The following is a 22,965-nucleotide window of genomic DNA, read 5'->3' as shown; positions in this document are numbered from 1 at the left end:
GCCCTCGGCGACCAGGCGCAGGACGTCGTACTCACGTCCGGTGAGGCCGAGGGCGGCGACGGGGTCGGCGGGTGCGAGCGCGGGCCCGGCGGTATGGCCTAGGGGCAGGCGGGCGCGCCGGGCGAGAAGGGCGACGCCCTCGGCGAGCGGGCGGGCGCCGAGATGGTCGGCGACGGCGGCGGACAACCGCAGCAGTGCCGTCGCCCGGTGCCGGGCCTCGTCGTCGGCGCCGTCGGCCAGCAGGGCCTCGGCAAGGCGGTGCCGGACGCGAGCGAGGTCGTAGGGGCGTTCGAGGGGCTCGAAGGCGGTGACGACCTCGGACCAGGTGTCGGGGGTCATCAGGCCCTCGGCGCGCTGGAGTTCGGCGCGCACCCAGTGTTCGTGGGCGAGCCAGATCGGTGCTCCGGTGGTGAGTTTCTTGACCGTCGCGAGGATCCGGTCGAGGGCCTCGGGGCGGCCCTGGCCGGCGGTGGGCAGCCCTCGGGCGTCGGCCTCGGTGACGGCGGCGCTGAGCAGCAGCGGCCAGGCGTACCGCTGGGTGCCGGCGGGGAAGCCCGTGTCGAGGACGCGGGCGAGTTCGGCGCGGGCGTCGGGGAGGCGGCCCTCGGCGGCGGCGATACCGATGGTGAGGAGGGAGAGCGGCAGGTTGTTCTGCGGCATGGGGTTGTGGGTGCCGAAGTAGCCGTACGCGGCGGAGTGTTGGCGCCGGGCCTCGGCGATGTCACCGCGGGCGAGCGCGATGGCGGCGAGGGAGAGGGCGGTGCCGCCGAGTCGCTTGGCGCTCGGGCCGATGTCCCGGGACCTGTTCGCGGCGTCGACGGCCTCGTCCCACTGGCCGAGGGAGAGGAGCGACTCGGCGAGGTTGCCCCACACCCAGGCCTCGGAGTCCGACAGGCCCATCCGCCGGGTGAGATCGAGGCCCTCGCGCAGGATGCGGACGGCGTCGCGGGAGCGGCCCACGCTCTCCAGGCTGGAGGGCAGGTTGACATGGACGCGGCCCACGACGGCGGCGGGGCCGCGTTCGAGGACCCGGCGGCGTACCGCTTCCATCTCGGCGATGCCCGCGTCGATGTCGCCGGCGTCGACCATCAGGCCGCCGAGGGTGAGGCGGGCGTTGAGTTCGATGTCCTCGGCGCCCACCATGCGCGCGTACTCGACGGCGCGCTGGGCGTCGGAGAGGGCGTCGGGGCCGGGGGCGTGGAGCATGGCCCAGCCGGCCACGCGGGAAAGCACCTCCGCGTGCATCTCCGACGGGGGCAGACCGCGCATGAGGTCCTGGGCGGTGGCGAGTTCCTTCCAGCCGTCGCCCCGGGACAGGCCCTCGGTCAGCAGGGACCGCTGCACCCAGAACCAGGCGGTGCGCGCCGGGTCTCCCCCGTCCGCCAGCAGGTCCAGGGCGCGCCGGGTGATCCGCATGGCGCGTTCCCGCTCGCCGCAGAGCCGGCCGGCGACGGCCGCCTCGGCCATGAGGTCGAGATAGCGCAGGGGGGTGGTGGCGGGGTCGCAGCCTCTGGGGGTGCCCCCACGCCCTTCAGGCAGTGGGGGAGGGTAGACCTCGGTGTAGTCGATGGGGCGCAGCGCGGAGCGCACCGTGTCGGGGGCGGAGTCCCACAGTTCCATCGCCCGCTCCAGGAGCCGTAGTTGCTCGGAGTGGGCGTGGCGGGAGCGGGCCTCGACGGCGGCGTCGAGGACGGCGGGCAGGGCCTTGGCGGCGTCCATAGCGTGATACCAGTAGCTGGCCAGGCGGGTGGCGCGCCCGTCGGCGGGGACGAGCGTCGGCTCCGCCTCCAGGGCTTCGGCGAAGCGGCGGTTGAGGCGGGAGCGTTCGCCGGGGAGGAGGTCGTCGCTGACGGCCTCGCGGACCAGGGAGTGGCGGAATCGGTAGCCGTCGCCGCCGGGCGCGGCGAGCAGGATGTTGGCGCCGACGGCCGCGCGCAGGGCTTCGATGAGGTCGTCCTCGGGGAGTCCGGCGACGATCGCGAGCAGGGCGTACTCCACGGTGGAGCCGCCCTCGGCGACGAGGCGGGCGACCCGCTGGGCGTCCTCGGGGAGCCGTTCGACACGGACGAGAAGCAGGTCCCGCAGGGAGTCGGTGAGGGAGGCGCAGCCTCCGTCGTGCGCGGCCGCGGCGAGTTCCTCGACGAAGAAGGCGTTACCGTCGGAGCGTTCGAAGATCTCGTCGGCCTGGGCCGGGTCGGGTTCGGCGGCGAGGATGCCGGTGAGCTGGTGGCCGACCTCGGTGCGGTTGAAGCGGCGCAGTTCGATGCGGCGGACCGTGCGGAGGCGGTCGAGTTCGGCGAGGAGGGGGCGCAGCGGGTGGCGGCGGTGGATGTCGTCGGAGCGGTAGGTGGCGAGGACGACGAGGCGGCCGGTGCGCAGGGTGCGCAGCAGGTAGGCGAGGAGGTGGCGGGTGGAGGCGTCGGCCCAGTGCAGGTCCTCCAGGACGAGGACGACGGTGCGGTCGGCGGCGAGGCGCTCCAGGAGGCGGGCGGTGAGTTCGAAGAGGCGGGCGGTGCCCTCCTCGTCGTGCCGGGTCGGGGGTGTCTCACCCAGTTCGGGCAGCAGGCGGGCCAGTTCGGGTTCCTGGCCGGCGGCCGCGGCGATCAGTTCGGCGGGGAGCCGGCGGTGCAGGGCGCGCAGGGCGGTGGAGAAGGGCGCGTAGGGCAGTCCGTCGGCGCCGATCTCGACGCATCCGCCGAGCGCGACGACCGCGCCCCCGCGCGCGGCCTCGGCGGCGAACTCCTCGACCAGCCGGGTCTTGCCGACGCCGGCCTCGCCGCACAGCAGCAGTGCCTGCGGTTCGCCCGCTCCCCCACCCCCGCTCCCGCTCCCGCTCCCGGGTGTGCGTGAGGCACCGTCGGCGGCGCGGGCGAGGGCGTCGCGCAGCACCTCCAACTCCTCGGCGCGGCCGACGAACACCGGACTGACGGACCTGGTCTCCACACCGCCGAGCATCGCACGCGTGTCCGGCGCTCCGGCACCGAATATCCGCACCTCGCGGGGTTCGGTGCCGGGCGTCCCGGGTCCGGGGCTCACGCGGTGCGCGGCAGCCGGAACCGGCGTGTGCGGTGGCGCGTGCCGTGGTCCTCGATGTCCGGTTCCTCAAGGCCCGGGCGGGACGTGGACCTCCGCGTGGTCCGGGCGTCGCGTGCGGCCTCGCGGCCGGCGCGGCGGGCGTCGCGCGCCCTGCGGTAGGTCTCCGCGTCGCGGATCAGTTCCTCGGTGCGGATCCGCTGCTCGTACTCGAACATGTCGTGCCCCTCGGGAGAGTCGGTCGGGTTCGCTTGTTGCGATGCCTCAACCTTCGTCTCCGAGGGGAGTCCGCCACATCGGGAGAGTTCCGCATCTTCGCCGGGCCGGGGGCCTTAGATCAGCGCCCTGAACAGGTGAGGGGCCTCAGGTCCGTCGTAAGGATCCCCACGACGGGGCTAAGGCCCCTCAGATGCCGCCCTTCGGGAGCGGGTGCGTCAGGTGTTCGGCAGGCCCAGCAGGATGTCGGAGTACTTCAGGACGGCGAGGACCAGTCCGATGAAGCCGACCGAGACACCGGCCCACGCGGCCGACTTGATCCACGGCGCCTGCACCTGGTCGGGGTCGCCGAACTCGGGCCGGACCAGGACGGCGACGCCGACGAGCATCGCGATCAGGGCGAAGATCCCGGACACGAGGGCATTGGCGTTCCACGAGTCGCCGTAGTACTGCTGGAGCATCGTGGCCACGTCCGCGTTCCGCGCGGTCTCCAACTGCCCGAACATCAGGTTGCGGGCCTGGGCCACGGTGCCGACCCAGCTGCCGGTCAGCGAGACGAGGCCGAGCACCACGGCGACGATGCCCGCGGCGCCCTGTCCGACGCCCGGTTGCGCCTTGGCGGCGACGGGCGGAAGCTCCTCGTCGGCCGCACCGGAGTCACCGGCCTGACCGGACTCGCCGGTCTCGCCGGTCTCGCCGAGGTCGGCGTCCCGCTGCGCAGCCTCGGCCGGGGCCGCGGGGTCCTGCTTGGTCACGTCCACCGACTTCTCGTCGGTCTTCGTCTCGGTGCCCGTCCCGGCTCCGACCTCGTCCACTGTCTTGGTTCCCATACCTCGCACCGTACGAATGTTGTCTGAGAGGTCTCTTAACGATCCCTGTGAACGCCACGCGCGCGTGCAGTACGCCACTCGGGCGCCAGGACGGACCATATCTCCAGGTCGTGCCGGACCCCTCGGTGGGGATAGCGCTCGCGCTGCACACCGTCCCGCGACATGCCCAGCCGCCGGGCCACGTTCAGGCTGGGTTCGTTCCCGGAGGCGGCGATCCACTCCACCCGGTGGATGCCGCGGACGTCGACCGCCCAGTCGATGAGGACGTGCATGGCGCGGGTGACGAGCCCACGCCCCGTCCCGGCGGGTTCGAGCCAGCAGCCGACCTCGCAGTTGGCGTTGTCGGCGTCGAAGTTGAGGAAGAGGACCCCGCCGACGAGCTTCCCGTCGAGCCAGATGCCGTGCAGGGAGCCCGCGTCGGCGGCGCGCATGTCGGCGTACCGCTGGAGGACGGCACGCGCGGAGGGGACGTCCGTGGCGGTCGAGCCGAAGGGGACGTACTGGTTGATGAACTCCCGCCCCCGCTCCAGGTGCGCGAGGAACTCCTCGGCGTGCCAGGGGTCCAGCGTGCGCAGTTCGGCCCCGTCGTCACCCAGGGATATCGCGTACATCCTGCGGTCGCTCCTTCACCCGTACGTCCGTCGCGTCGGCGGCCCGTGGCCCCGGTATCTCTCCGGCGTCCCCCGCCAGTACGTCCGCCGCCTCGGCGTCCGTCGCGGCGGCCAGCCTCTCATGGGCGGCACGGGACTCGGGCGGCTCGATGCTGATGCGGGGCATGCGGCGGTCGAGCCAGCGGGGCAGCCACCAGTTGGCGCCGCCGAGCAGATGCATCAGGGCGGGGACGAGGAGCGTGCGCAGGACGAACGCGTCGAGGGCGACGGCGGCGGCGAGGGCGATGCCGAACATGGCGATCACCCGGTCGCCGCTGAGCACGAAGGCGAGGAAGACGGAGATCATGATGACGGCCGCGGAGTTGATCACGCGGCTGGTCTCGGCGAGGCCGACACGGACCGCGCGCCGGTTGTCGCCGGTCTCCAGCCACTCCTCGTACATCCGGCTGACCAGGAAGACCTGGTAGTCCATGGAGAGCCCGAAGAGGACCGAGACCATGATCACCGGGAGGAAGGGCTCGATGGGGCCCGCCCGGCCGAGGCCGAGCAGTTCGCTCCCCCAGCCCCACTGGAAGATCGCGACGACCACGCCGAACGCGGCGGCGACGGCGGCCACGTTCATCGCGGCGGCCTTCAGCGGAATGCCGATCGACCGGAAGGCGAGCAGGAGCAGCAGACAGCCGAGGCCGATCACGGCACCCACGAACAGCGGGAGCTTGCCGACGATGACGTCGGCGAAGTCGTCGTACCCGGCGGTCACCCCACCGACGTGCAGATCGAGCGAGGTACCGCTCTCGGCCCGCGGCAGCACCTCGTCGCGCAGCCGTTCGACCAGATCGCTGGTCCGCTCGGACTGCGGGGAGGAGTCGGGGACGACGGTGAGGTACGCGGTGTCGCCGCCGGTGTTGTAGGTGACCGGGGTGACCGCCGAGACGCCCTCGGTGGTGCGGAGGGTGGAGTCGAGGTTGTCGAGGGCGAGCTTGTCGGCGGCGCCGTCGACGTGGGTGACGAGGGTGAGCGGGCCGTTCACACCGGGGCCGAACCCTCCCCCGCTCTCGGCTGCGCTCGAGCGGGAGGTGCCCCCGGCGAGGAGGTCGTACGCCGCGCGGGTGGTGCTCGTCCTGGGGTCGTTGCCCTGGTCGGAGGTGCCCAGGCGCAGGCCCAGGGTGGGCAGGGCGAGCAGGGTCATGACGACGAGGGCGATCGCGCCGAGCTTCTTGGGGTGCCGTTCGACGAACGCGGACCAGCGGGCGGCGAAGCCCGTGGGCAGCTCGGGCTCGGGCCCGTGCTCCGCCAGACGGCGGCGTTCGCGGCGGCTGAGCGCCCGCATGCCGATGAAGGACAGCAGCGCGGGCAGCAGCGTCACGGAGGCGGCGACGGTGAGGACCACGGTCAGCGAGGCGGCTATCGCGACGCCGTTGAGGAAGCCGAGCCGCAGGATCAGCATGCCCAGGAGGGCGATGCACACGGTGGCACCCGCGAACACCACGGCCCGCCCGGTGGTGGCGACCGCGTTCCGCGCGGCCTCCTCGACGGGCAGTCCGCGTTTCAGCCCGCGTCGGTGCCGGGTCACGATGAACAGCGCGTAGTCGATGCCGACGCCGAGGCCGATGAGGGTGCCCAGCATGGGGGCGAAGTCGGCGACGGTCATGAGGTGGCCGAGCAGGGTGATGCCCGCGTAGGCGGTGCCGACGCTGACCAGGGCGGTCGCGATCGGCAGGACGCTCGCGGCGAGCGAGCCGAAGGCGAGGAAGAGGACCACTGCGGCGACGAGCACGCCGACGATCTCGGCGAGGTGGCCCCCGGAGGTCTCGGTGAGCCCGATCGCCTCGCCGCCCAGTTCCACCTGGAGCCCGTGCGACTCGGCGGCCTTCGCGGTGTCGACGACGGCCTCGGCCTGCGCCTTGTCCACGTCACCGGCCGGCTTGTCGAAGGTCACGCTCGCGTACGCCGTGTGTCCGTCCTGGCTGATGCGGCCGGCGTCGGCCCCGTCGTACGGGTCGGTCACGGCGGCGACATCCGGCAGCCCGGCGATCTCGTCGAGGGTCCGGGTCATCGTCTGTTCGACGGCGGCGGCCCGTACGGTGCCTTCGTCGGTGTGCCAGACGACGGTGGCGTTGTCACCGCTGGTGCCGGGGAAGCCCTCGCTCAGCAGCTCGGTGGCACGGCTGGACTCGGTTCCGGGGGTCTTGTAGTCGTTCGAGTACGCGGCGCCCGCCGCCACCGCGCCGGCGGCCGTGCCGGCGAAGGCGAGGAGCCACAGAAGGACGGCGACGAGACGGTGCCGGACGCACCAGCGTGCTAGGGCTGCCACGGATCGTGCTCCCTGGGGTGATTTCGGGATCTTTGATCGTGTTCAGCCGCTGATCGAACGGAATGACACGCAAAGAACACATGAGCAATCCCTGGCAACTCTTGCACCCGAAACTGATCGTTTGGGGCCATTGAGGGTCTCGTCACATGAGATGCGAGGCACCTCACAGGACAGATGACGGCACTCTGTCGCCCTGCGTCACGGCCGTTGACACGACTGAGGGCGGTGCGTCGTCCTGACGCACCGCCCTCAGCGCTCGCTCGGCCCCAGAGCTCGCTCGGCCCCAGAGCTCGCTCGGCCCCAGAGCTCGCTCGGCCCCAGCCTCGCTCAGCCCTCGCTGACGCCCAGCTTCTCCAGGATCAGCTCCTTGACGCGGGCCGCGTCGGCCTGGCCGCGGGTTGCCTTCATGACCGCGCCCACCAGGGCACCGGCCGCGGCGACCTTGCCGCCGCGGATCTTGTCCGCGATGGCCGGGTTGCCGGCGATGGCCTCCTCGACTGCGGTGGTCAGGGCGCCCTCGTCGGAGACGACCTTCAGACCGCGCTTGTCGACGACCTCGTCCGGGGTGCCTTCGCCCGCGAGGACGCCCTCGATCACCTGGCGTGCCAGCTTGTCGTTCAGGTCACCCTTCGCGACCAGCTCGGTGACCCGGGCGACCTCCGCCGGCGTGATCGCCAGCTCGTCGAGCGCCTTGCCCGACTCGTTGGCGCTGCGGGCCAGCTCGCCCATCCACCACTTGCGCGCCGAGGCGGCATCCGCCCCGGCCTCGATGGTGGCGACGATCGGCTCCAACGCACCGGCGTTGAGGATCGCCTGCATGTCGGTGCCGCTGACGGCCCACTCCTCGCGGAGCCGGTTGCGGCGGACCAGCGGCAGCTCGGGCAGCGCGGACCGGATCTCCTCGACCCATTCGCGCGAGGGGGCCACCGGCACCAGGTCGGGCTCCGGGAAGTACCGGTAGTCCTCGGCCTCCTCCTTCACGCGGCCCGAGGTCGTGGACCCCGTGTCCTCGTGGAAGTGCCGGGTCTCCTGGATGATCGTCCCGCCACTGCTCAGGACGGCCGCGTGCCGCTGGATCTCGAAGCGGGCCGCACGCTCCACGGACCGCAGCGAGTTGACGTTCTTCGTCTCCGAACGCGTGCCGAACTTCTCGGTGCCGTTCGGGCGCAGCGACAGGTTCACGTCGCAGCGCATCTGGCCCATCTCCATACGGGCCTCGGAGACGCCGAGCGCCTTGATGACCTCGCGCAGCTCACGGACGTATGCCTTGGCGACCTCCGGCGCGCGCTCCCCGGCACCGACGATCGGCTTGGTGACGATCTCGATGAGCGGGATGCCGGCGCGGTTGTAGTCGAGGAGCGAGTGCGAGGCGCCGTGGATGCGGCCGGTGGCACCACCGACGTGGGTCGACTTGCCGGTGTCCTCCTCCATGTGGGCGCGCTCGATCTCCACGCGGAAGACCTCGCCGTCCTCCAGTTGCACGTCGAGGTAGCCGTTGAAGGCGATCGGCTCGTCGTACTGGGAGGTCTGGAAGTTCTTCGGCATGTCCGGATAGAAGTAGTTCTTCCGGGCGAAGCGACACCACTCGGCGATCTCGCAGTTCAGCGCGAGACCGATCTTGATGGCGGACTCCACGCCGGTCGCGTTGACGACGGGGAGCGCGCCGGGCAGGCCGAGGCAGACGGGGCAGGTCTGCGTGTTGGCGCCCTGACCGAGTTCGGTCGAGCAGCCGCAGAACATCTTCGTCTTGGTGCCGAGTTCGACATGGACCTCAAGGCCCATGACGGGGTCGTACGACGCGAGTGCGTCCTCGTACGACACCAGGTCGGTCGTGGTGGTCACGGTGAAACTTCCCTCTCAGCCCAGCAGGACGTCGTCGTCGCCCAGCCGCTTCAGCTCGCGGTAGAGGATGGCGAGGCCGGTGACGATGGCTACGGCGGACACGGTGGCGTCGATCAGGACCAGGGTGTCCTTCTCGGCACGGGCGCTCTTGAGCCGCTTGGCGACACCGATCGCGCCGAACGCCGTGGCGGCCATGGACAGATACGTGCCGGACTTGGACTTCTTGAAGCCCTTGGCCTTGGTCAGTGCACTCACAGCGACGGAGCCTCCTCGAGCAGCGGGTGCCCCCACCTTTCCACGAAGGCGGCCTCGACAGCGGCGCCGACCTTGTAGAGACGGTCGTCCTTCAGGGCCGGGGCGATGATCTGGAGTCCGACCGGCAGCCCGTCCTCCGGCGCGAGACCGCAGGGGAGGGACATCGCGGCGTTGCCCGCGAGGTTGGTCGGGATGGTGCACAGGTCGGCGAGGTACATCGCCATCGGGTCGTCGGCGCGCTCACCGATCGGGAAGGCGGTGGTCGGCGTCGTCGGGGAGACGATGACATCCACCTTCTCGAACGACTTCTCGAAGTCGCGGGTGATGAGCGTCCGCACCTTCTGGGCGCTGCCGTAGTACGCGTCGTAGTAGCCGGAGCTGAGCGCGTACGTGCCGAGCATGATGCGGCGCTTCACCTCGGGGCCGAAGCCCGCCTCACGGGTGAGGGAGGTGACCTCCTCGGCGGAGTGCGAGCCGTCGTCGCCGGTCCGCAGGCCGTAACGCAGGCCGTCGAAGCGGGCGAGGTTCGACGAGCACTCGCTCGGCGCGATCAGGTAGTACGCGGCCAGCGCCAGGTCGAACGACGGGCAGTCCAGCTCGACGATCTCGGCGCCCAGCTCGCGCAGCAGCTCGACGGACTCGTCGAACCGCTGGACCACACCGGCCTGGTAGCCCTCGCCGCGGAACTGCTTGACGACGCCCACACGCATCCCGGCGACCGAGCCGTTGCGGGCGGCCTCGACGACCGGCGGGACCGGCGCGTCGATGGACGTGGAGTCCATCGGGTCGTGACCGGCGATGACCTCGTGCAGGAGCGCCGCGTCCAGGACCGTACGGGCGCAGGGCCCGCCCTGGTCGAGGGAGGACGAGAAGGCGACCATGCCGTACCGGGACACGGCCCCGTACGTCGGCTTCACACCGACCGTGCCGGTGACGGCGGCCGGCTGGCGGATGGAGCCGCCGGTGTCGGTGCCGATGGCGAGGGGCGCCTGGAAGGAGGCGAGGGAGGCGGACGAACCGCCGCCGGAGCCACCGGGGATCCGGGTGAGGTCCCAGGGGTTGCCGGTCGGGCCGTACGCGCTGTTCTCGGTGCTGGACCCCATGGCGAACTCGTCCATGTTGGTCTTGCCGAGGATGACGACGTCCGCGTCCTTCAGCCGCTTGGTGAGCGTCGCGTCGTAGGGCGGGATCCACCCTTCGAGGATCTTCGAGCCCACGGTGGTCGGAACGCCGACCGTGGTGAAGATGTCCTTGAGCGCGAGGGGCACACCGGCGAGGGGGCCGAGCTTCTCGCCCCGCTCCCGCTTCTCGTCGACGGCACGGGCCTGGGCGAGCGCGCCCTCGCGGTCGACGTGCAGGAAGGCGTGCACCTTCTCGTCGACGGCCTCGATCCGGGCCAGGTGGGCCTCGGTGACCTGCACGGCGGTGAGTTCGCCGGAGGCGATCTTCGCGGCGATCTGAGCCGCGGTGAGCTTGATGATGGCGTCGGTCATGACGTGATCAGTCCTCCCCCAGGATCTGCGGCACCTTGAAACGCTGCTGCTCCTGGGCCGGGGCGCCGGAGAGCGCCTGCTCGGGGGTGAGCGACGGACGGACCTCGTCCGCGCGCATGACGTTCGTCAGCGGCAGCGGGTGCGAGGTCGGCGGGACGTCTTGGTCGGCGACCTCGCTGACGCGGGCGACCGCGCCGATGATGTCGTCCAGCTGGCCTGCGAAGTGGTCGAGCTCTTCGGGCTTCAGCTCCAGACGCGCCAGCCGGGCGAGGTGGGCGACCTCCTCGCGCGTGATGCCAGGCATGCAGCGATCCTCTGGGGTGAGTGCGATGTGGTTTGGCGCCAATCCTATGGGGCGGGGCGGTGTGACCGTGCACGGGTTTGCCGCGCGGGCTCGGCCGGGCGCCTGTGGGGTTGGGGGTGCGTGTGGTTTTGGCGGGTGCGGGTGCGTCGTGGTTTCTCGCGCAGTTCCCCGCGCCCGCGGAACAGACAGCGCACCCCCGAGCCATGAGGTGCCCCCGGTCCCTCCCCCGTGCGCGCCCGGCGGTTACTCGTCCGCCGTCGCCGCCGGGAGGGCCGCCGCGGGGCGCTGCCAGCCGCGGGAGCCACGGGCCCGGAGCCACGCCGTGGTCTCCTCCGGCGGCATCGCCGCGGCGACCAGCCACCCCTGGACGGCGTCGCAGCCCAGGTCGCGCAACCGCTCCCACGTCTCGTCGTCCTCGACGCCCTCGGCCACGACGAGCAACCCCAGGGAGTGCGCGAGGTCGACGGTGCAGCGCACGATCTCCGCGTCCTCCGTGTCGACGGCGAGCCGCGCCACGAACGAACGGTCGATCTTCAGCTCGCTCACGGGCAGCCGCCGCAGGTGGACCAGCGAGGAGTACCCGGTCCCGAAGTCGTCGAGGGACATCTTCACGCCGTGCCCGGTCAGCCCGGCCAGGGTGTCCGCGGCCCGCTGCGGGTCCTCCAGGAGCACGTGTTCCGTTATCTCCAGTTGGAGCGCTCCCGCCGGGACTCCGTGGCGGGCCAGCCGCGCCGCCACCGCGCCCGCGAAGCCGGGGGTGTGGACGTCGCGGGGCGACACGTTCACGGCGACCGGTACGTGCAGTCCCTGGGCGCGCCAGCGGGCCACCTGCCCGAGGGCCGTCTCCAGGACGTACTCGGTGAGGTGCGGCATCAGCCCGGACGACTCGGCGATCGCTATGAACTCGTCCGGCGGCACCTTCCCCCGCTCGGGGTGCACCCACCGCACGAGCGCCTCCAGCCCGGCCACCTGTCCGTCGAAGCGGACCTTCGGCTGGTAGTGCAGTTCGACCTCCTGCGCGTCGAGCGCGCGCCGCAGGTCGCCGAGGAGGCCGAGCCGGTCCGGGGTGTTCGAGTCCCGCTTGGACTCGTAGACCTCGACGCCGGTGCGGTCCCGCTTCGCCTGGTACATCGCCACATCCGCCCGCCTGAGCAGCCCTTCCGCGTCGAGCGCGTGGTCGGGGAAGACGGCGAGCCCCGCGCTGGCCTCCAGGACGAGGGTGAGCCCGTCGAGGTCGAGCGGTGAGCCGAGCGCGGCGACGAGGTTGCGGGCGACCCGTGAGGCGGAGGTCGTGGAGTCGGCGACGGGCAGCAGCACGGCGAACTCGTCGCCGCCGAGCCGTGCGGCCTCCGCTCCGCGCGGCAGCGCGACCCGGAGCCGGTCGGCTATCTGCAGCAGCAGCCGGTCGCCCGCGAGGTGCCCGAGGGTGTCGTTCACGGACCGGAAGCGGTCGAGGTCGATCAGCATCAGGGCGGAGCGCGCGCCGATTCGCTCGGCGTCGTCCAGGGCGGTCCAGGTCCGTTCCAGCAGCCACTGGCGGTTGGGCAGGCCGGTGAGCGGGTCGCGCAGCTGTTCCTCCGCCCGGGCGCGGGCGATCCACAGGGTGGAGTCGAGCGCGATGAGCGGGATGGAGAACAGGGGCAGCAGTAAGGGCTGGGCCGTGGCGACGACGCAGATCAAGGGGGCGATGCCGAACAGCGCGACGGCGACGAGGCCCTGCCGGACCAGGGCGGTGCGGGCGACCGTGGGGACGCCGCCGCGCGGCGCGGCCAGGTACCAGAGCAGGGCGCGGGTGACGGCGAGGTAGGCGACGGCGACGAGCGCCACCTGGGGCGCCGCGTACAGGTTCCAGGTCTCCGGGTCCCAGGGCTGCTCGACCGAGGGGACGCGGCCGAAGACGCGCAGGACGAGGGCTCCTGCGCCGATGCCGAGGATGTCGACCGCGCCGTGCAGCACGCCCTGCCGCCAGCGGCCCCGGCGGGCGATGCCGACGAGGACGACGACGGTGAGGCTGACCATGCCGGCCGGCAGCCAGCCGTAGAGGATCAGGACGGCGAGGGTGAGGGCGGCGCCGGAGCCGGTACCGCCCCACCAGCGGGCGCGGCCCATGGCGACGAGGTGGCCGACGATGATGCCGGTGAGCAGGGCGAGGGCCCAGCCGACCGCGCCGGACGGAAAGAGCGCGTGCTGTCCGGCGAACGCCCGGTAGAACCCGGCGCCCAGGATCGCTCCGGCGAGGCCCACGATCGCGGCGGGCAGGGCGGGCCAGGACGGATGGCGTTCGCCGTCGTGACCCGGCAGGCCGTGGCCGCGGCTGTGACCGAGCGTGCCGGTGAGCGGTGGGGCGGCGCCGGTTCCGGTGGCGAGTGCCGGGGCGGGGACGAGAAGGCCGGGGCCGCCGACGGCCGCGCGGCCCGGCGGCTGCTCCGATCGGGGGTCCGCCGTGGGCTCCTGGTCACCGACCCGCTCCCGGGTTCCCTCGAACGGGCGTCCCCCCATGAGCAGGGAGCGTCCCCATCGCCAGGCCCCGGACACACGGCGCGGACGCAGCCGTGAGTCCGGGGCGACGCTCTCGGTCGGTTCCATTCCCGTCCCTCTCACAGCCGGCGGTGCCCACGCCACGCGGCCCGTTGCTCCCGACAACCCCGGGGCGGCACCGCGTCCGAGAACCCGCCACGCGTCCGGGCACGGCAGGCGCACACCTCAACAGTAGGCCGCACAAGGCTTTCACGGGCAGCGGTCGACGACGGTTGCCCGAATGCGACCGGCCACCCATATGCATCTGGTATGCGCCGAACAGGTGCCCTTCAACCCCTACTCCTCGGTCGGAAGCGCCACTTCCGAGGCCGCTTCCGGTCCCTGTTCGAGCAGAACCGCGAAACCGTCCTCGTTCAGGACGGGAACCTTGAGCTGCATCGCCTTGTCGTACTTGGACCCCGGGTTGTCGCCGACGACGACGAACGAGGTCTTCTTCGAAACCGAGCCGGTCACTTTCGCTCCACGGCTCTGCAGGGCCTCCTTCGCGCCGTCCCGCGTGTGGTGTTCGAGCGTGCCGGTCACCACGACGGTGAGCCCTTCGAGGGGGCGGGGGCCTTCGTCCTCGCCGGCGCCCTCGTCCGCCATCCGGACCCCGGCGGCCTTCCATTTGCGAATGATCTCGCGGTGCCAGTCCTCGGCGAACCACTGCTTGACCGCGGCGGCGACGATCGGGCCGACGCCGTCGGTGTTCTTCAGTTCCTCCTCGGTGGCCTGCTCGATGCGGTCGATCGAACGGAACGCGCGGGCGAGCGCCTCGGCGGCCACCGGTCCGACATGCCGGATGGACAGTCCGGTGAGGATTCTCGCGAGCGGGCGCTCCTTGGCCGCCTGGATGTTCTCCAGCATCGCGACCGCGTTCTTCCGGGGCGCGCCCTCCTGGTTGGCGAAGACCGTGGCGACCTTCTCCTCGCCGGTCTTCGGGTCACGCTTGGGCAGACCGCTGTCCTGGTCGAGGACGTACGCCTTGATGGGCAGCAGCTGCTCGACGGTGAGGTCGAACAGGTCGCCCTCGTCGATCAGCGGCGGGTCGGACGGCTCCAGCGGCTTGGTGAGCGCGGCGGCGGCGACATAGCCGAAGTGCTCGATGTCCAGGCACTTGCGTCCGGCGAGATAGAACAGCCGCTCACGCAACTGGGCCGGGCAGGTACGGGAGTTGGGGCAGCGCAGGTCGACGTCGCCCTCCTTGGCGGGCGCCAGCGGCGTACCGCACTCGGGGCACTCGGCGGGCATCACGAACTCGCGCTCGGTGCCGTCGCGCAGGTCGACGACCGGGCCGAGGATCTCGGGGATGACGTCACCGGCCTTGCGCAGCACGACCGTGTCGCCGATGAGGACGCCCTTGGCCTTGACGACGTCCTGGTTGTGGAGGGTGGCGAACTCGACCTCGGAGCCCGCGACCGTCACCGGCTCGACCTGGGCGTACGGCGTCACCCGGCCCGTACGTCCCACCCCCACACGGATGTTGACGAGCTTGGTGTTGACCTCCTCCGGCGCGTACTTGTACGCGATGGCCCAGCGGGGGGCACGGGAGGTGGAGCCGAGGCGACCCTGGAGGGCGATCTCGTCGAGCTTGACGACGGCGCCGTCGATCTCGTGCTCCACGGAGTGGCGGTGCTCGCCGTAGTAGGCGATGAACTCCCGTACTCCGTCCAGGTCGTCGACCACCCTGTTGTGCTCGGCGGTGGGCAGGCCCCATGACTTGAGGAGGTCGTACGCCTCGGAGAGGCGGGTGAAGCCGCCGTCGAAGCCCTCCAGGGCGCCGATGCCGTGGACGACCATGTGCAGCGGCAGGGTGGCGGTGACCTTGGGATCCTTCTGGCGCAGTGAACCCGAGGCGGAGTTACGCGGGTTGGCGTACGGCTTCTCGCCTGCCGCCACCCGGCGTTCGTTGAGGCCCTGGAAGGCTTCCATCGGGAAGTAGACCTCGCCCCGGATCTCGACGAGTCGGGGGACGCGGTCGCCCTTCAGCCGGTGCGGGATCTCGGCGATGGTCATGACGTTGGGCGTGATGTCCTCGCCGGTCCGCCCGGTGCCCCGGGTGGCGGCCCGGGTGAGCCTGCCGTCCTCGTACGTCAGGTTGACCGCGAGGCCGTCGATCTTGAGCTCGCACAGCAGGTGGTAGTCGGAGGTGCCGACATCCTTGGCGACGCGCTCGGCCCAGGCCGCGAGGCCCTCGTCGTCGAAGACGTTGTCGAGGGAGAGCATGCGCTCGCGGTGCTCCACCTCGGCGAGATCGGTCTCGTACTCGACGGCCACCTTCTGCGTCGGGGAGTCCGGCGTGCGCAGTTCGCTGTACTCGTCCTCCAACGCCTCCAGCGTGCGCAGGAGTTCGTCGAACTCCGCGTCGCTGACGATCGGGGCGTCCTTCACGTAGTACCGGAAGCGGTGCTCCTCGATCTGTTCGGCGAGCCGCGCGTGCTTCTCGCGGGCCTCGGCGGGCACCGCTGTCTCGACGGGTACCGATGTGGGCTGTGCGTCCTTGTCGCCGGCCACCGTGTTGTCCTCCCGTTACTCTGGGTTGTCCGCGAGGGATCTCGCCGCCTGGGCGCAGTGGGCGAGCGCCCGGCGCGCGTACGCCGGGGAGACCCCGGCGAGGCCGCACGACGGAGTGACCGTGACGGCGTCCGCGAGAAGCCCCGGATGCAGCCCCAGCCTGCGCCACAACGTCCTGACACCCATGACGCTACCGGCAGGGTCCGACAATGGGCTCTCCGTGGTCGGGACGACACCGGCCAGCAGCTTGGTGCCGCCCTCCACGGCTTCCCCGATCGCGTCGTCGTCACGCTCGGTGAGCAGCGAGAAGTCGAAGGAGATCGCGTCGGCGCCGGCCCTGCGGAGGAGCGCGAACGGTACGTCGGGGGCGCAGGAGTGCACGACGACCGCCCCCGGTTCGGTACGGACGTCGATGACGTCACGGAGGGTGGCCTCGACGAGCTGGCGGTCGACGGCGCGGTGGGCACGGTAGCCGCTGGCGGTCCTGACCTGGCCGCGCAGGACGGCGATCAGGGAGGGTTCGTCGAGCTGGAGGACGATGTGGGCGCCGGGTACGCGGCGCTGTATCTCCGCGAGGTGCAGACGCAGACCCTCGGCGAGGGAGCCGGCGAGGTCGCGGCAGGCGCCGGGGTCGGAGAGGGCCGCCTCGCCGTTCCTCAGCTCCAGCGTGGCGGCGAGTGTCCACGGGCCGACGGCCTGCACCTTGAGCGGGCCTTCGTAGCCCTGGGTGAACTCCTCCAGCGCGTCCAGGTCCTCGCCGAGCCAGGAGACCGCCCGCCTGGTGTCCCGTCCGGGCCGGTCGCCGAGCCGCCAGCCGCTGGGCTCCACGCGCGCGTACAGCTCGACGAGCAGACCGGCGGTGCGGCCGATCATGTCGGCGCCGGGGCCGCGGGCGGGGAGTTCGGGCAGATACGGCATGCCCGTGTCCGGCCACTCGAAGGTGCCGGTGACGGTCTTGGCGACCTCTCTGGCGTCGCCGCCGGGCATGGAGCCGATGCCGGTGGCGGGGCCGAAGTCGAAGTGTTCGTTCACACGTCGAAGCGTAGGTGGTTGGCGGCCGAGGTATTCGACGTGCGGGTGGGTGGGGGTTGTTCGCGCAGTTCCCCGCGCCCCTGAAAAGCAGGGGCGCGGGGAACTGCGCGAACGGCCACGACGCACCCGCACCCGCACCCGCCGAACAAACAGCGCCCCCCGACCCACTGGGCGCCCGGCAGGGACCCGTCAGCGGCCGGGTCGCACCGTCAGGTCGTTGACCTCGGCGTCCCGTGGGAGGTCCAGCGCCATGAGGATCGTCGTCGCGACGGACTCGGGCGCGATCCACCGGGACGGGTCGTACTCCTTGCCCTCCTGCTGGTGGACCTTCGCCTGCATGGGGCTGGCCGTGCGGCCGGGATAGACCGTGGTGACCCGGACCCCGTTGCCGTGCTCCTCGTGGCGCAGGGAGTCGGCGAGGGCCTTCAGGCCGTGCTTGGAGGCGGCGTAGGCGGCCCAGTCGGCGTAGGCGTGCAGTCCGGAGCCGGAGTTGACGAACACGACGTGGCCCCGGGCGGCGCGCAGCTGGGGCAGGAAGTGCCGGGTCAGCTCGGCGGGGGCGACGAGGTTGACGTTGAGCTGGTGGCGCCAGGTCTTGGGGGTGAGGTCGCCGACCCGGCCGAGGTCGATCACCCCGGCGATGTGCAGCAGGGAGTCCACGCGGTCGGGCAGGGTCTGGTGGGAGAACGCCCAGGAGAGCTTGTCCGGGTCCGCGAGATCGCCGACCAGGGTCTTCGCCCCCGGGTACCGCGCCGCCAGTTCCTTCGCGCGGCCGGCGTCGCGCGCGTGCAGCACGAGGTCGTCGCCGCGCTCGTGCAGACGGCGGGCCACGGCCTCGCCGATGCCGGAACCCGATCCGGTGATCACATGAGTTGCCATGCGGTCATGCTCGCATCACCTCGGGGCGGCGGTGCGCGAAGAGTCCCCCGTGGCCGCTCTCGGCCGCGCTCCTCGGCTGCCCCTCGGCTATGCGATCCCCCGGCTCTCCTCCAGGTACGCCATCGCCCCCACCGGCTCCTCCGCGAAGAACACCAGGTCGGTGAGGGGGCGGGGCAGGAAGCCCTCGTCCTCCATGCGGCGGAACTGCTCCTTGAGGCCGTCGTAGAAGCCCGCCGTGTTGAGGAGCACCACGGGCTTGTCGGTGTGGCCGTGCTTCTTCAGTTCCAGGATCTCGGTGGCCTCGTCGAGCGTGCCGGTGCCACCGACCATGATCACGACCGCGTCGGCCTTCTCCAGGAGGAGCCGCTTGCGCTCGGCGAGGTCGCGGGCGATGACCATCTCGTCGGTGCCGGGCCGCGCCTTGGCCGCCAGGAACTCCACGGAGACGCCGAGGAGTCTGCCGCCCGCCTCCTGCACACCGTCGGCGACCACCTTCATCAGCCCGACGTCCGAGCCGCCCCACACGAGGGTGTGGCCGCCCTTGCCGATGAGCTTCGCGAACTCCCGGGCGGGGCGGGTGTAGCGGTCGTCGAGGTCGGCGGCGGAGAGGAAGACGCAGATGTTCATGGGTCCACGTTAGGACGTGCCACCGACATCGGGGCCCGGCCGGTCACCGGTCCCGGAGGGGTGGCTCAGGCGGATCTTGGACTGGCGGTGCGGGAGCTCCTCCCAGTCGTCCATGAAGCGGGCGGTCAGGCCGTACTTCGCGGCGAGTTCCACCAGGGTGTCGGTGCGGTAGTAGAAGTCCTCGTGCAGCACCTGGTGCTCCTCGCCCTCGGTGCGGCCGTAGGTGAAGTCGAAGAAGCCGCCGGGGGCGAGGACACGGCCGACGTGGGCGAGGCACTGCTCTATGACGTGCGCCGGTGAGTGCGAGAACACGCTGTGCGCGTGGACGACGTCGAAGTGGGCCTCGGGCAGGAACTCGAAGGTCAGGTCGGCGACGAGCGTCAGGTAGGGCATTTTGGACTGCAGCCCCTGCCGGACGAGGGTGCGCTGGGCCTCCAGGAGGATGGCCGGCGAGATGTCGATCCCGTAGTAGTTCCCGGCGTCCAGGTGGTCGATGAACAGCCGCCCGGCGCGCAGGTTCCCGCAGCCGATCTCCAGCATCCGGTGCCGGGGCTCCAGACCGTGCCGCAGGAGGTAGTCGAACTGCATGCGGCCGACGCGTTCCCACTTCTCGACCGACGGGTTGTGCCCGACGGCGGCCTCGGGGCTGCGGGCGGTGTCGGCGGCCATCACGGCCCGGTAGTAGGCGATGTGGTCGCGGTGTTTGAGCCGCAGCCAGGTGTCGCGCGCCACCCGGCGGGCGTGCGCCGGCACGCGCTTGGGGTGGCGCAGGGCGTAGCGGACCCGGTGGGTGAGGCTGCGGCGATTCCTCGACGCATCGGCCGGATCCGCCGTCGGCTTCCCGGACGGCCTTCCGGCCGGGTCTGTGGCTGTCACGGCGACCTCCTGGGCCTCCTGCGGCCCGTAGGGGGAACTCACCAGCAGCCTGCGCCGTCCGCGGACGGATGGCTACCCGGAGGGAGGCGTTCGTGACGGACGGGCACCCGGCCCGGGGCTCGCGCCCCTCAGACGGCGCCCGCCTTCGCGCGCGTGGTCGACGCGATCGTCGCCGAGCCCACCACGCGCGTGCCGTCGTACAGGACGATCGCCTGGCCGGGGGCGACGCCGCGGACGGGCTCGGTGAAGCGGACGTGGAGGTCGCCGTCGATGAGCTCGGCGGTCACCTCGGTCTCGCCGCCGTGGGCGCGGAGCTGGGCGGTGTAGGTGCCGGGGCCGGTGGGCGCCGCGCCGCACCAGCGGGGCTTGATCGCGGTGAGGCCGTCGACGTCGAGGGCGGCCGCGGGGCCGACGGTGACGGTGTTGTTCACCGGGGAGATGTCGAGGACGTAGCGCGGCTTGCCGTCGGGTGCCGGGGTGCCGATGCGGAGCCCCTTGCGCTGGCCGATGGTGTAGCCGTAGGCGCCCTCGTGGGTGCCGAGGACGGTGCCGGACTCGTCGACGATGTCGCCCTCCGCCTTGCCGAGGCGGCTCGCGAGGAAGCCCTGGGTGTCGCCGTCGGCGATGAAGCAGATGTCGTGCGAGTCGGGCTTCTTGGCGACCGCGAGGCCCCGGCGCTCGGCCTCCGCGCGGATCTCGTCCTTGGTCGTCACCGTGTCCCCCAGCGGGAACAGGGCGTGGGCGAGCTGCTTCTCGTCGAGCACACCGAGGACGTACGACTGGTCCTTGGCCATGTCGGAGGCGCGGTGCAGCTCGCGCGTGCCGTCGTCGTGGACGATCACCTTGGCGTAGTGGCCCGTGCAGACGGCGTCGAAGCCGAGGGCGAGCGCCTTGTCGAGCAGGGCCGCGAACTTGATCTTCTCGTTGCAGCGCAGGCACGGGTTGGGGGTGCGGCCGGCCTCGTACTCGGCGATGAAGTCCTCGACCACGTCCTCACGGAAGCGGTCGGCGAGGTCCCACACGTAGAACGGGATGCCGATGACGTCGGCGGCGCGGCGGGCGTCGCGGGAGTCCTCGATGGTGCAGCAGCCCCGGGCGCCCGTGCGGAACGACTGCGGGTTCGCGGAGAGCGCCAGGTGGACGCCCGTCACGTCGTGCCCGGCTTCCGCGGCGCGGGCGGCGGCCACGGCGGAGTCGACCCCGCCGGACATGGCGGCGAGGACACGGAGGGGGCGGGGGCGCTGCGAGGTGTCAGTCATAACGCATCCAGGGTACGGGGCGCCGGGAACCGGAGCCCGCGAGTATCCGTTGACGGCTCGTGGGCACCAGAACGACGTCCGGGGACGGTGCTTCCCGGAGCAGGAGCAAGGACGGGGACCGGCGCGTGGGCCGCCGGGCCCTGCTGATCGGCACGGCGGTGGCCGCCGTGGGTACGGCCGTCGTGGCACGTGACGAGCTGACGCGCGCGTGGTGGCGGGTGCCGGGCGTCTCGAAGCCGCGCAAGGAGGGCGAGGTCGACTACGCGGGCGCGAGGTGGGTGGCGGCCTCGGACGCGAACTGGCGGCTGGCGGACCGGCCGGACGACTTCGGCATAGACATGGTGGTCATCCATGTCACCCAGGGCAGCTTCGCCAGTGCCGTGAAGGTCTTCCAGGATCCGAAGCACGGGGCGGCGTCGCACTACATCGTCCGCAAGGACGGCCATGTCACCCAGATGATCCGCGAGCTGGACGTGGCGTACCACGCGGGCAACCGCGACTACAACGAGCGGAGCGTCGGCATCGAGCACGAGGGTTTCGTCGACCGCCCGCAGGACTTCACGGACGAGATGTACGAGGCGTCCGCCCGTCTCACGGCCCGGATCTGCGCGCGCTACGACATCCCGCTCGACCGCGAGCACATCATCGGCCATGTCGAGGTGCCGGGCACCGACCACACCGACCCCGGCGAGCACTGGGACTGGGACCGCTACATGAAGCTGGTGCGCGCCGCGGCGGCGAAGGGCTCGGGCGCGGCGCCGGCCTGAGCCGTCCGGCCACCCGGCCTCAGGTCAGGCCCGCGTGGCGGGCGCGTTCCACCGCGGGGCCGATCGCCTTGGCGACCGCTTCCACGTCGGCCTCCGTGGAGGTGTGGCCGAGGGAGAAGCGGAGGGTGCCACGGGCGAGGTCGGGGTCGGCGCCGGTGGCGAGGAGGACATGGCTGGGCTGGGCGATACCGGCGGTGCAGGCCGAGCCGGTGGAGCACTCGATGCCCTGGGCGTCGAGGAGCAGCAGCAGGGAGTCGCCCTCGCAGCCGGGGAAGGTGAAGTGCGCGTTGGCGGGCAGCCGGTCCACCGGGTCACCGCCGAGGAGCGCGTCCGGTACGGCCGTACGGATCGCGTCGACCAGGGAGTCCCGCAGGGAGCCGATCTCCCGGGCGAACCACTCCTGTTGGTCGGCGGCGAGCCGGCCGGCGACGGCGAAGGAGGCGACGGCCGGGACGTCGAGGGTGCCGGAGCGGACATGGCGTTCCTGGCCGCCGCCGTGCAGCACCGGTACGGGGCTGTACTCGCGGCCCAGGAGGAGCGCGCCGATGCCGTACGGGCCGCCGATCTTGTGGCCGGACACGGTCATCGCGGCGAGGCCGGAGTCCCCGAAGCCGACGGGGACCTGGCCGAAGGCCTGGACGGCGTCGGCGTGCAGCGGGACGCCGAACTCCGCGGCGACGTCGGCGAGTTCACGGACCGGCATGAGGGTGCCGATCTCGTTGTTGGCCCACATCACGGTGGCGAGCGCCACGTCGTCGGGGTCGCGGGCGATGGCCTCGCGCAGGGCGTCGGGGTGGACGCGGCCGTAGGTGTCGACGGGGAGGTACTCGACGGTGGCGCCCTCGTGTTCGCCGAGCCAGTGGACGGCGTCCAGCACGGCGTGGTGCTCGACGGGGCTCGCGAGGACCCGGGTGCGGGCCGGGTCGGCGGCGCGGCGGGACCAGTACAGCCCCTTCACGGCGAGGTTGTCGGCCTCGGTGCCGCCGGAGGTGAACACGACCTCGCTGGGGCGGGCTCCGAGGGCCTCCGCGAGGGTCTCGCGGGCCTCCTCGACGGTACGGCGGGCTCTGCGGCCGGAGGCGTGCAGCGAGGAGGCGTTGCCGGTGACGCTCAGCTGGGCGGTCAGCGCCTCCGCCGCCTCCGGGAGCATCGGGGTCGTCGCCGCGTGGTCGAGGTAAGCCATGGTGTGCCCGATTCTACGGGGGTGCCGCGCGCCGGCCTCGGCCGCTACGGCGGTGGGGTCGGCCCCCGGCCATGACGGCGTCCACGGCGACGGTGCCGCGGCGGTCGGGGGGTAGGGCACCCCTCCCGGTCCGGCCGGTCCCGGGCGGCTCAGAAGCTCCAGGAGACCGTGTTCGTCGTCTGGGTGAGAACGGCCAGGATCACCAGGTCGGCCACGCCCAGACCGAGGCCGAGGAACGCCCGGCCCCGCCTCGTGGTGCCCCGCTTCAGGGCGAGGGCGGCGAGGACGATGGCGATGGGGCCGAGGAAGAGGTTGAGCACGAGGAGGCCGAGAAGACCGAGGACGAAGGACGCGACGGCCATGCCGTCGGCGTCGCGGCCCCGGCGGCGGGCGGCGGGGCGGGTGGGGGACGT

The 22,965-nt window shown here is 72.1% G+C and carries 19 protein-coding genes; 1 reads left to right on the top strand and 18 read right to left on the bottom strand.

All coding sequences use genetic code 11. The annotated features are described in order from the left end of the window. The 16 genes from AOK15_RS09190 to mnmA all read right to left on the bottom strand — a co-directional run. Nucleotides 1-2,955, bottom strand: a 2,955-nt coding sequence (locus AOK15_RS09190; RefSeq protein ID WP_055514667.1) for an ATP-binding protein, incomplete at its 3' end; no start/stop codon positions are given. Nucleotides 2,956-3,032: 77 nt separating this feature from the next. Beyond that, nucleotides 3,033-3,251, bottom strand: coding sequence for a hypothetical protein (locus AOK15_RS09185; protein WP_055514665.1), 219 nt, complete (start codon nt 3,249-3,251; stop codon nt 3,033-3,035). 216 nt (nt 3,252-3,467) lie between these two features. Beyond that, on the bottom strand, nt 3,468-4,079 hold the full coding sequence (locus tag AOK15_RS09180) for a hypothetical protein (protein WP_055514663.1): 612 nt from the start codon (nt 4,077-4,079) through the stop codon (nt 3,468-3,470). Between the two features lie 35 nt (nt 4,080-4,114). Next, nucleotides 4,115-4,690, bottom strand: a complete 576-nt coding sequence (locus AOK15_RS09175; protein WP_055514662.1) for a GNAT family N-acetyltransferase — start codon at nt 4,688-4,690, stop codon at nt 4,115-4,117. Next, on the bottom strand, nt 4,668-7,004 hold the full coding sequence (locus AOK15_RS09170; protein WP_055514660.1) for an MMPL family transporter: 2,337 nt from the start codon (nt 7,002-7,004) through the stop codon (nt 4,668-4,670). Before AOK15_RS09170 ends, AOK15_RS09175 begins: the two co-directional genes overlap by 23 nt. Before the next feature lie 327 nt (nt 7,005-7,331). Then, nucleotides 7,332-8,846: an Asp-tRNA(Asn)/Glu-tRNA(Gln) amidotransferase subunit GatB gene (gene gatB / locus AOK15_RS09165; RefSeq protein WP_055514658.1), complete on the bottom strand. Its 1,515-nt coding sequence runs from the start codon at nt 8,844-8,846 to the stop codon at nt 7,332-7,334. A 15-nt stretch (nt 8,847-8,861) separates the two neighbouring features. Beyond that, nucleotides 8,862-9,101: a hypothetical protein gene (locus tag AOK15_RS09160; protein WP_055514656.1), complete on the bottom strand. Its 240-nt coding sequence runs from the start codon at nt 9,099-9,101 to the stop codon at nt 8,862-8,864. Beyond that, nucleotides 9,098-10,594 carry an Asp-tRNA(Asn)/Glu-tRNA(Gln) amidotransferase subunit GatA gene (gene gatA, locus AOK15_RS09155; protein WP_055514654.1) on the bottom strand — a complete coding sequence of 499 codons (1,497 nt, stop codon included), beginning with the start codon at nt 10,592-10,594 and terminating at the stop codon, nt 9,098-9,100. The genes AOK15_RS09160 and gatA overlap by 4 nt, the downstream gene beginning before the upstream one ends. Nucleotides 10,595-10,601: 7 nt before the next feature. Further along, nucleotides 10,602-10,898, bottom strand: coding sequence for an Asp-tRNA(Asn)/Glu-tRNA(Gln) amidotransferase subunit GatC (gene gatC, locus AOK15_RS09150; protein WP_018531282.1), 297 nt, complete (start codon nt 10,896-10,898; stop codon nt 10,602-10,604). Nucleotides 10,899-11,141: 243 nt separating this feature from the next. Then, complete coding sequence (locus tag AOK15_RS09145; RefSeq protein WP_055514652.1) at nt 11,142-13,484, bottom strand: putative bifunctional diguanylate cyclase/phosphodiesterase; 2,343 nt, start codon at nt 13,482-13,484, stop codon at nt 11,142-11,144. Between the two features lie 228 nt (nt 13,485-13,712). Continuing rightward, a complete protein-coding gene (gene ligA / locus AOK15_RS09140; RefSeq protein ID WP_055514650.1) occupies nt 13,713-15,929 on the bottom strand; it encodes an NAD-dependent DNA ligase LigA in 2,217 nt (738 codons plus the stop codon). Nucleotides 15,930-15,944: 15 nt separating this feature from the next. Beyond that, nucleotides 15,945-16,961, bottom strand: a complete 1,017-nt coding sequence (locus tag AOK15_RS09135; RefSeq protein ID WP_079058382.1) for a methionine synthase — start codon at nt 16,959-16,961, stop codon at nt 15,945-15,947. A gap of 189 nt (nt 16,962-17,150) precedes the next feature. Continuing rightward, on the bottom strand, nt 17,151-17,840 hold the full coding sequence (locus tag AOK15_RS09130; protein ID WP_079058381.1) for an SDR family oxidoreductase: 690 nt from the start codon (nt 17,838-17,840) through the stop codon (nt 17,151-17,153). Nucleotides 17,841-17,927: 87 nt separating this feature from the next. Next, entirely contained in the window at nt 17,928-18,467 is a 540-nt protein-coding gene (locus AOK15_RS09125; protein ID WP_055514646.1) for an LOG family protein, read from the bottom strand. A 9-nt stretch (nt 18,468-18,476) separates the two neighbouring features. Then, nucleotides 18,477-19,343 carry a class I SAM-dependent methyltransferase gene (locus AOK15_RS09120; protein ID WP_079058383.1) on the bottom strand — a complete coding sequence of 289 codons (867 nt, stop codon included), beginning with the start codon at nt 19,341-19,343 and terminating at the stop codon, nt 18,477-18,479. 128 nt (nt 19,344-19,471) lie between these two features. Next, on the bottom strand, nt 19,472-20,602 hold the full coding sequence (mnmA, locus tag AOK15_RS09115) for a tRNA 2-thiouridine(34) synthase MnmA (protein ID WP_055514644.1): 1,131 nt from the start codon (nt 20,600-20,602) through the stop codon (nt 19,472-19,474). Nucleotides 20,603-20,661: 59 nt separating this feature from the next. Between mnmA and AOK15_RS09110 the strand changes: the two genes are divergently transcribed. Then, nucleotides 20,662-21,369 (top strand): N-acetylmuramoyl-L-alanine amidase, encoded by a 708-nt coding sequence (locus AOK15_RS09110; protein ID WP_055514642.1) that lies wholly within the window; start codon nt 20,662-20,664, stop codon nt 21,367-21,369. A gap of 19 nt (nt 21,370-21,388) precedes the next feature. Here AOK15_RS09110 and AOK15_RS09105 read toward each other — a convergent pair whose 3' ends face one another. Together AOK15_RS09105 and AOK15_RS09100 are read right to left on the bottom strand one after the other, a co-directional pair. Next, nucleotides 21,389-22,552, bottom strand: coding sequence for a cysteine desulfurase family protein (locus AOK15_RS09105; RefSeq protein ID WP_055514640.1), 1,164 nt, complete (start codon nt 22,550-22,552; stop codon nt 21,389-21,391). Nucleotides 22,553-22,701: 149 nt separating this feature from the next. After that, a partial coding sequence (locus tag AOK15_RS09100; protein ID WP_055514637.1) for a hypothetical protein occupies nt 22,702-22,965 on the bottom strand: 264 nt, incomplete at its 5' end.

The organism is Streptomyces ossamyceticus (assembly GCF_001418475.1).
GTDB lineage: Bacteria > Actinomycetota > Actinomycetes > Streptomycetales > Streptomycetaceae > Streptomyces > Streptomyces ossamyceticus.
This window is presented reverse-complemented; position numbering and strand designations above follow the sequence as displayed.

Excerpts from the sequence above, each read along its gene's own strand:
- AOK15_RS09185 (WP_055514665.1), bottom strand. The coding sequence starts at position 3,251 with ATGTTCGAGTACGAGCAGCGGATCCGCACCGAGGAACTGATCCGCGAC.
- AOK15_RS09180 (WP_055514663.1), bottom strand. The coding sequence starts at position 4,079 with ATGGGAACCAAGACAGTGGACGAGGTCGGAGCCGGGACGGGCACCGAG.
- AOK15_RS09175 (WP_055514662.1), bottom strand. The coding sequence starts at position 4,690 with ATGTACGCGATATCCCTGGGTGACGACGGGGCCGAACTGCGCACGCTG.
- gatA (WP_055514654.1), bottom strand. The coding sequence starts at position 10,594 with ATGACCGACGCCATCATCAAGCTCACCGCGGCTCAGATCGCCGCGAAG.
- gatC (WP_018531282.1), bottom strand. The coding sequence starts at position 10,898 with ATGCCTGGCATCACGCGCGAGGAGGTCGCCCACCTCGCCCGGCTGGCG.
- AOK15_RS09145 (WP_055514652.1), bottom strand. The coding sequence starts at position 13,484 with ATGGAACCGACCGAGAGCGTCGCCCCGGACTCACGGCTGCGTCCGCGC.
- AOK15_RS09130 (WP_079058381.1), bottom strand. The coding sequence starts at position 17,840 with ATGGCAACTCATGTGATCACCGGATCGGGTTCCGGCATCGGCGAGGCC.
- AOK15_RS09125 (WP_055514646.1), bottom strand. The coding sequence starts at position 18,467 with ATGAACATCTGCGTCTTCCTCTCCGCCGCCGACCTCGACGACCGCTAC.
- mnmA (WP_055514644.1), bottom strand. The coding sequence starts at position 20,602 with ATGACTGACACCTCGCAGCGCCCCCGCCCCCTCCGTGTCCTCGCCGCC.
- AOK15_RS09105 (WP_055514640.1), bottom strand. The coding sequence starts at position 22,552 with ATGGCTTACCTCGACCACGCGGCGACGACCCCGATGCTCCCGGAGGCG.